Source organism: Dyella sp. (genome assembly GCF_035277725.1).
In the GTDB taxonomy this organism is placed as follows: Bacteria; Pseudomonadota; Gammaproteobacteria; order Xanthomonadales; family Rhodanobacteraceae; genus Dyella_B.
The window spans coordinates 1-5,709 of record NZ_DATEJY010000052.1 but is presented as its reverse complement, the minus strand read 5'-3'; the positions used below and the strand labels follow the sequence as shown (position 1 = coordinate 5,709).

At 56.8% G+C, this 5,709-nt stretch carries 4 protein-coding genes; 3 read left to right on the top strand and 1 reads right to left on the bottom strand.

All coding sequences use genetic code 11. The annotated features are described in order from the left end of the window. On the bottom strand, window positions 1–782 hold a 782-nt coding region (locus tag VJR68_RS04560; protein ID WP_324146378.1), incomplete at its 3' end, for an ESPR-type extended signal peptide-containing protein. Window positions 783–1,566: 784 nt separating this feature from the next. Here VJR68_RS04560 and VJR68_RS04555 point away from each other — a divergent pair. From VJR68_RS04555 to VJR68_RS04545, 3 genes are all read left to right on the top strand, one after another. After that, on the top strand, window positions 1,567–3,339 hold the full coding sequence (locus VJR68_RS04555) for a type IV secretory system conjugative DNA transfer family protein (RefSeq protein ID WP_324146376.1): 1,773 nt from the start codon (window positions 1,567–1,569) through the stop codon (window positions 3,337–3,339). Further along, on the top strand, window positions 3,329–4,150 hold the full coding sequence (locus VJR68_RS04550) for a lysozyme inhibitor LprI family protein (protein ID WP_324146374.1): 822 nt from the start codon (window positions 3,329–3,331) through the stop codon (window positions 4,148–4,150). Before VJR68_RS04555 ends, VJR68_RS04550 begins: the two co-directional genes overlap by 11 nt. 29 nt (window positions 4,151–4,179) lie before the next feature. Then, the coding region (locus VJR68_RS04545; RefSeq protein ID WP_324146373.1) for a peptidoglycan-binding domain-containing protein at window positions 4,180–5,709 on the top strand (1,530 nt) is incomplete at its 3' end.

The following is a 5,709-nucleotide window of genomic DNA, read 5'->3' as shown; positions in this document are numbered from 1 at the left end:
GAAGCATTGGCGTTGTTGCCCACCGCCACGGCGGAAGCACCGGCACTGTTGGCCCCTGAGCCTGCCGCGACTGATCCAAAGCCCGTCGCATTGGTCTGATTGCCCAGCGCAACCGCGTAATCGGCCGATACGTTGCTCTGGTACCCCAATGCGATGCTGTATTGGCCGCTGGCGTTGGACTGGTAGCCAGAAGCGATCGCATAACCGTTTGTCGCCGCAGCACCGACGCCGATCGCCGTTGAGTTTCCACCCGACGCAAGGGAGAAAGTACCCAATGCGCTATCGCCGGCCCCAGTGGCCTGGGCGTCCACGCCAAGCGCAACCGTATTGATGTTGCTCGAGTGAGCTCCCTGGCCCACCGCTATCGCTCCACCGCTGGTACCCGAAGCCACCGCTTGATAGCCGATAGCGATCGCGTAGTTTTCCGATGCGCTGGACAGATAACCGATCGCAACGGATTGCACCGCCGACGCTGACGCACTCGCACCCAGCGCCGTAGCCTGATCCGCGGCCTGCGCCTGCCATCCCATACATGATGAGGTGCCGTTGTAAGCGTTGTAAGGCGCCGGCGAACAGTTCGTCTGTGCTGTGGCTTGTCCGCTCCACGTACTCAGGCCAAGCAACAGCAGCACGCAAAGCATGCGCGGGGCGAGCGCCTCCAGGGATGAAGCACCACTCTCGCCACGCTGGTCGACGGCACCTTGCCGGCACGAAGCCAACTCCGACGCCACCACCAGCTGCTTCAACGAAGCATTCCAAACCTTGCTATAGATCCTGTTCATAGCTGTCTCCCAAATCCGGTTCCGCGGACGGAAAAAATCAAGTGATCGAACGGTGCAGCGAACTCAAGCGCGCAACGAAGGGAATTTCCCCGGCAGGCAATGAATCCTGAGGCGTCGTCTCGGGGGGTGGAGTCAATCGCCTGCCGTCCGCGTCGATTCGCGAACACATGCCGTCCTGGCATGCGGGAAAACGTTTCAGCAAATCCAGTGCGTATCGAACGCGCGCAGGCGCGGGCACTGAACATGAGGCAAGTTGGGTTCGGGCGGGCGAAGCAGATGCGCAGCCGTGCCGTCAGGCCGGTGCGTTGCGTGCAACGGATGCACGCACGCGGTGCGCGTACCGTTTCTGCTTGCGATGTCGTTGATGTGATGCATGGTCGCCCCCCGGCTCCGTATCCCTGTGGCAGCCGTCGGCGTCATGCCGCTGGCTGTCGTGTGATTGAAGCGGATCGAAGCGGAAACGAATGCACAAATTCGGCAAAAGATCACCCGTTTTCGGCAATTGTCAGACGAAAGCGGAAAAGGGCCGGCGCGGACACGTTCGTCGCCTGTCTTTTAGGGACAAGAAACTACTTTCATGACCTAGCACTGCACCGTTGCCATGAAAGTTATTTTTGAGGCGCCTTGGCATTGCCGACTGGTCGGCCCACAGATGATCAGAATCCCCTGACATAAGCGCCTTCTGCATTCCTTAGCCTGCATCCCGGGCAGCACTTTACGATCCCACTGATATTTCTTTGATCGATAGCGCGCAAACGTTCGGTTGCGCGAGCAAGGAGTGCTGATGGGCTGGAAAGCAATGATGGCGATCATCTCAGGCCTGGTGGCCGTGATCGCCGGCTTGTATCTCTCGGGCTGGATGATCCTGGCGCTGCTGGGCCTGGAGTCGTCGGTCCCGCTGCAGTGGAACACCTGGTGGACGTACGTCATGGCCATCGACCAGCACCAGGTCGCGCCCTATGCCGGCAAGATCAAACTGGCGGGCGCGGCTGGTTTGGGCGTGCCGCTGGCAGGCTGGCTGCTGTTGCTGCTGGCGTTGTTCAAATCGCGCGAGCAGGCGTTTCATGGTGATGCCGACTTCGCCACCGTCGGCCAGCTGGGCAAAGGCGGATTCCTCGCTCGCATTCCGGACGAAGGCATTCTTCTCGGCACGCTGCGCGGACGGCCGATCTGGCTCAATGGCGCGCTGCATCTCATCGTGATCGCGCCCACCCGTTCGGGTAAATCAACCTGCGTCGCGATACCGGTTCTGCTGACCTACGAAAGCTCCATCGTCGTCCTTGACGTAAAAGGCGAGCTGTACCGGATCACCAGCGGCTATCGTGGCCGCGAACTGGGGCAAAACATCCATGTCTGGTCGCCGTATGACGACACCGGCCGCACGCACCGCTTCAACCCGTTCACCCCGCTCGCGCGCCTGGCACCCGGCACCCGGCTGGGCGAACTGCGCACCATCGCCGCCATCCTGTATCCGGATGAAGCCGGCAAAGACCCGTTCTGGACCAGCCAGTCGCGCACCGCCTTCGTGGCCTTCGCCGCTTTCATGTTCGAACGCTGGGATGCGCTGGCGCAGGCACAACACGCCGATAACGGCGGCGCCCTCGATCCCAATGGGGACCCGCGCTTTCCCAGCTTTGAACGCATCTACCGCCTGACCTCCGGCGAGGGGCACGACGGTGGCGTGAAGCAGGCGATCGACAACCTGCTGTCACCCGATCATCGGCAACACTTTGCCTATCTCAGCCATGAAACGCGCGTCATGTTCGCCAGCCTGGCGGGGCTGGCGGAGGAAACCTTCTCCTCGGTGATCGCCACCGTGCAGGCGCCGCTGCAGCAATTCCTGAGTCCGATCCTGGCCGCGGCCACCAACGCCACCGACTTCGACGTGCTGGACCTGCGCCGGCGCAAGATGTCGGTGTACGTGGTAATACCGCCGCAGAAGCTGGACGAGGCAAGCAAGCTGCTGAACATCTTCTTCAGCAGCGCCATCGGCGGCAACGTACGCGAAGACAAGACCACCGACCCGACCATCAAGCATCAGGTACTGATGCTGATGGACGAGTTCACGGCGATGGGACGCCTGGATATCTGGGCCAAACTCATCTCGGTATCGGCCAGCTACGGCGTGCGCAGCCTGGCCATCGTGCAGAGCCGCTCGCAATTGCGCTCCACCTACGGCGCCGACGTGGCGCAAACCTTCATCACCAACCACGCCGCCAACATCGTGTTCACCCCGCGCGAACAGGAAGATGCCGAAGCCTACTCCCGCGCCCTCGGTGACCGCACCGTGCGCCGCAAGCATCGCAGTACCAGCGGCAGCAACGTTTCCTACAGCTATACCGAAGAGCGCCGCCCGCTGATGCTGCCGCAGGAAATCAAGGAACTGCCCAAGGACGATGAACTCGTTTTCCTGGAGGGCTGCAAACCAATTCGCGCGAAAAAGAAGTGGTACTTCAAGGACAAACAATTCAAGCAACGCCTGCTCGATTCCATGCCGCTGCCGTCAAGCACCTCCGCATCATCCAGGCAGCAACGAGGTGGACACCATGGCGCATAACCCCGACGGCTCGCCGGAACCCACCGCCGAGAACGACTGGGGCGGCGAAGGCGCCCGCCCCTCTTCGCTGATTCCCTTTTACAAATTCAAAGTCGATCGCGCCTATCTGCTGCAACTGAATTACGCGGTGGAACGGGCGAATGAAGAGACCGTACGCAAATATGGATCGTTGCCGCCAGGTGGTTTGCCGGTACAGAAGAAAACCAAACCGAACGTGCCATACCGGGATTTTCTCGGGAATCTGGTGCCTGAGATACCGATGATTGAGGAGGAGGATGAGATGAAGTTCAAGCAAATGATAGCAACCGCAATATTGAGTACAGCGGCAACAGTAACCGCATGCACTGCGTCTCCCGCTGATAAATCTCAATCGGAGTACGCGCAACTTGATACAGCCTTGAATGATAAGGCCACCCCTACCCCAACTGCATCATCTGTCAGCAAGTCCCCTGACGGCTCACCTACCAAGCAAAAAAATCCTAAGCTGAGGGAGTCATTTGCTAAATGTGTCGACGCATCACATGGTGTGACTGTGGACATAATGAATTGCATAGGTGAAGAGTTCGACTATCAAGATAAACGATTGAACTCGACCTATAAGCGCTTACATCAAGTGCTTCCAGCTTCCCATTGGGAGCTTCTGCGTGTTGAACAGCGAAAATGGCTAAATGACAGGGACAGCGACTGTCAAATTGATGAAGATATCAAAGGTGGCACAGCGGAGATGCTAATTAGAGCTGATTGTTCTCTGCGAAAAACTACACTTCGAGCTGATGAACTTGAGACTCTTCTCAAGCAAGAAGAGCCTTGATTCTACAAATCAAGACGGAGTATTGAGATATGGACGATATTGAAAACGCTGAGCGTTTAATTGGAAGCTGGCAGCTTGGACAGACATCGGCAAGGCATGAAACCAATGGCCTTGGAGCTGGGGCCATTTCTACAGGAAAAGGCGACCACGGAGGCGTTTCATACGGAATCTATCAACTCTCCAGCAAGATGGGCACAGTAAAGACCTATGTAGCTCAATCGCGCTACAAAGACAACTTCGATGGAATGACCCCCGCAACGCCTGCCTTTGACGCGAAATGGATAGAAATCGCAATGGCCCATCCAGATTTTGGACAAGACCAACATGATTTCATAAAGCGTACTCATTACGACATTCAGGTAGCAAAGCTGAAGAGCGCCGGCATTGATCTTTCCGATCGTGGACGAGCCGTGCAAGATGAGCTATGGAGCACATCAGTACAGTTTGGCGGAAAAACAGATGTTATCCAGAAAGGAATGGAAGATAAATTTGGCGCAAAGTACGACCTATCCAAAATATCCGATGACGAAATTATTGAAGCCGTTCAGGACTACAAATCTGCAAAAAATAATCGACTTTTTAAAAGCTCACCTGATTTATTAAATAGCTTAATGATTAGAGCAGAAAAAGAAAAACATGATTTGATAAATTTAAACACCAACGAAAAACTTCTTGCAAGAAATGGCATCGACATTCCAATGCCATTATCACCAGACGCTGCCTTGAGCAGAGAGACAACACAGCGTCACGTCGATCATGCATCGACACGAACACTTGCTACCAAAGAACTGCAAAAGATGCTCAACGCCCTCGGCTACAGAGATATCCATAACGATCCACTCGTAGTCGATGGTCACTACGGCAAACGCACTCAAGAAGTTGTAGAAACGTTCCAGCATGGTCATAACCTAACCGCGGACGGCATAGCCGGACCAAACACATGGGCTGCATTACGTAAGGCGACGCAAGCGCAATCCCTCTCCGACTCCCCGAAGGTGGTTCCGGAACTTGATGCCCCACTCATTCGTACCCTGCAGCAGCACTTGATTAAACCAGGTTCCGATACCCCTCAGAACCCGGCAGCGCCACCGCTCTCTGCCGAACCAGTCGTCACCCCGCCCTCCCACGCCGACGATACGAATCAGCAACTAGCCATGCTGCAAGCACAATTGCGCGAGATGCAGCGACAGATGGAAGCCATGAATCGCGAGCGCAATGCCGAGCGCGAGAAAGATGAAGCACGCACAGCGCCCTCTGACGTGATCCAGCACGATGCGCAACCCTCACGCCAGGCGGACAACGATCACGCAACTGTTGGCTATAGCGACCCGCGCCATCCCGTGCATCCGCTCTATGTCGACGTTAAACAGCGCCTGGAAAGCCAAGACCAGCACCTCCCCGAAGATCGGTTGACTCAAGTCGTCGGTGAAATGCACATGCGCAAGTTCCAGCCGAACTGGGATGGCTACGTCAAGGTGCAAGGCGACAAGCTATGCGCCGGGGATTATCACCCCTGGGGTGGCTTTGTCACGCTGGACCTGAAACAACCTGCCCCACCG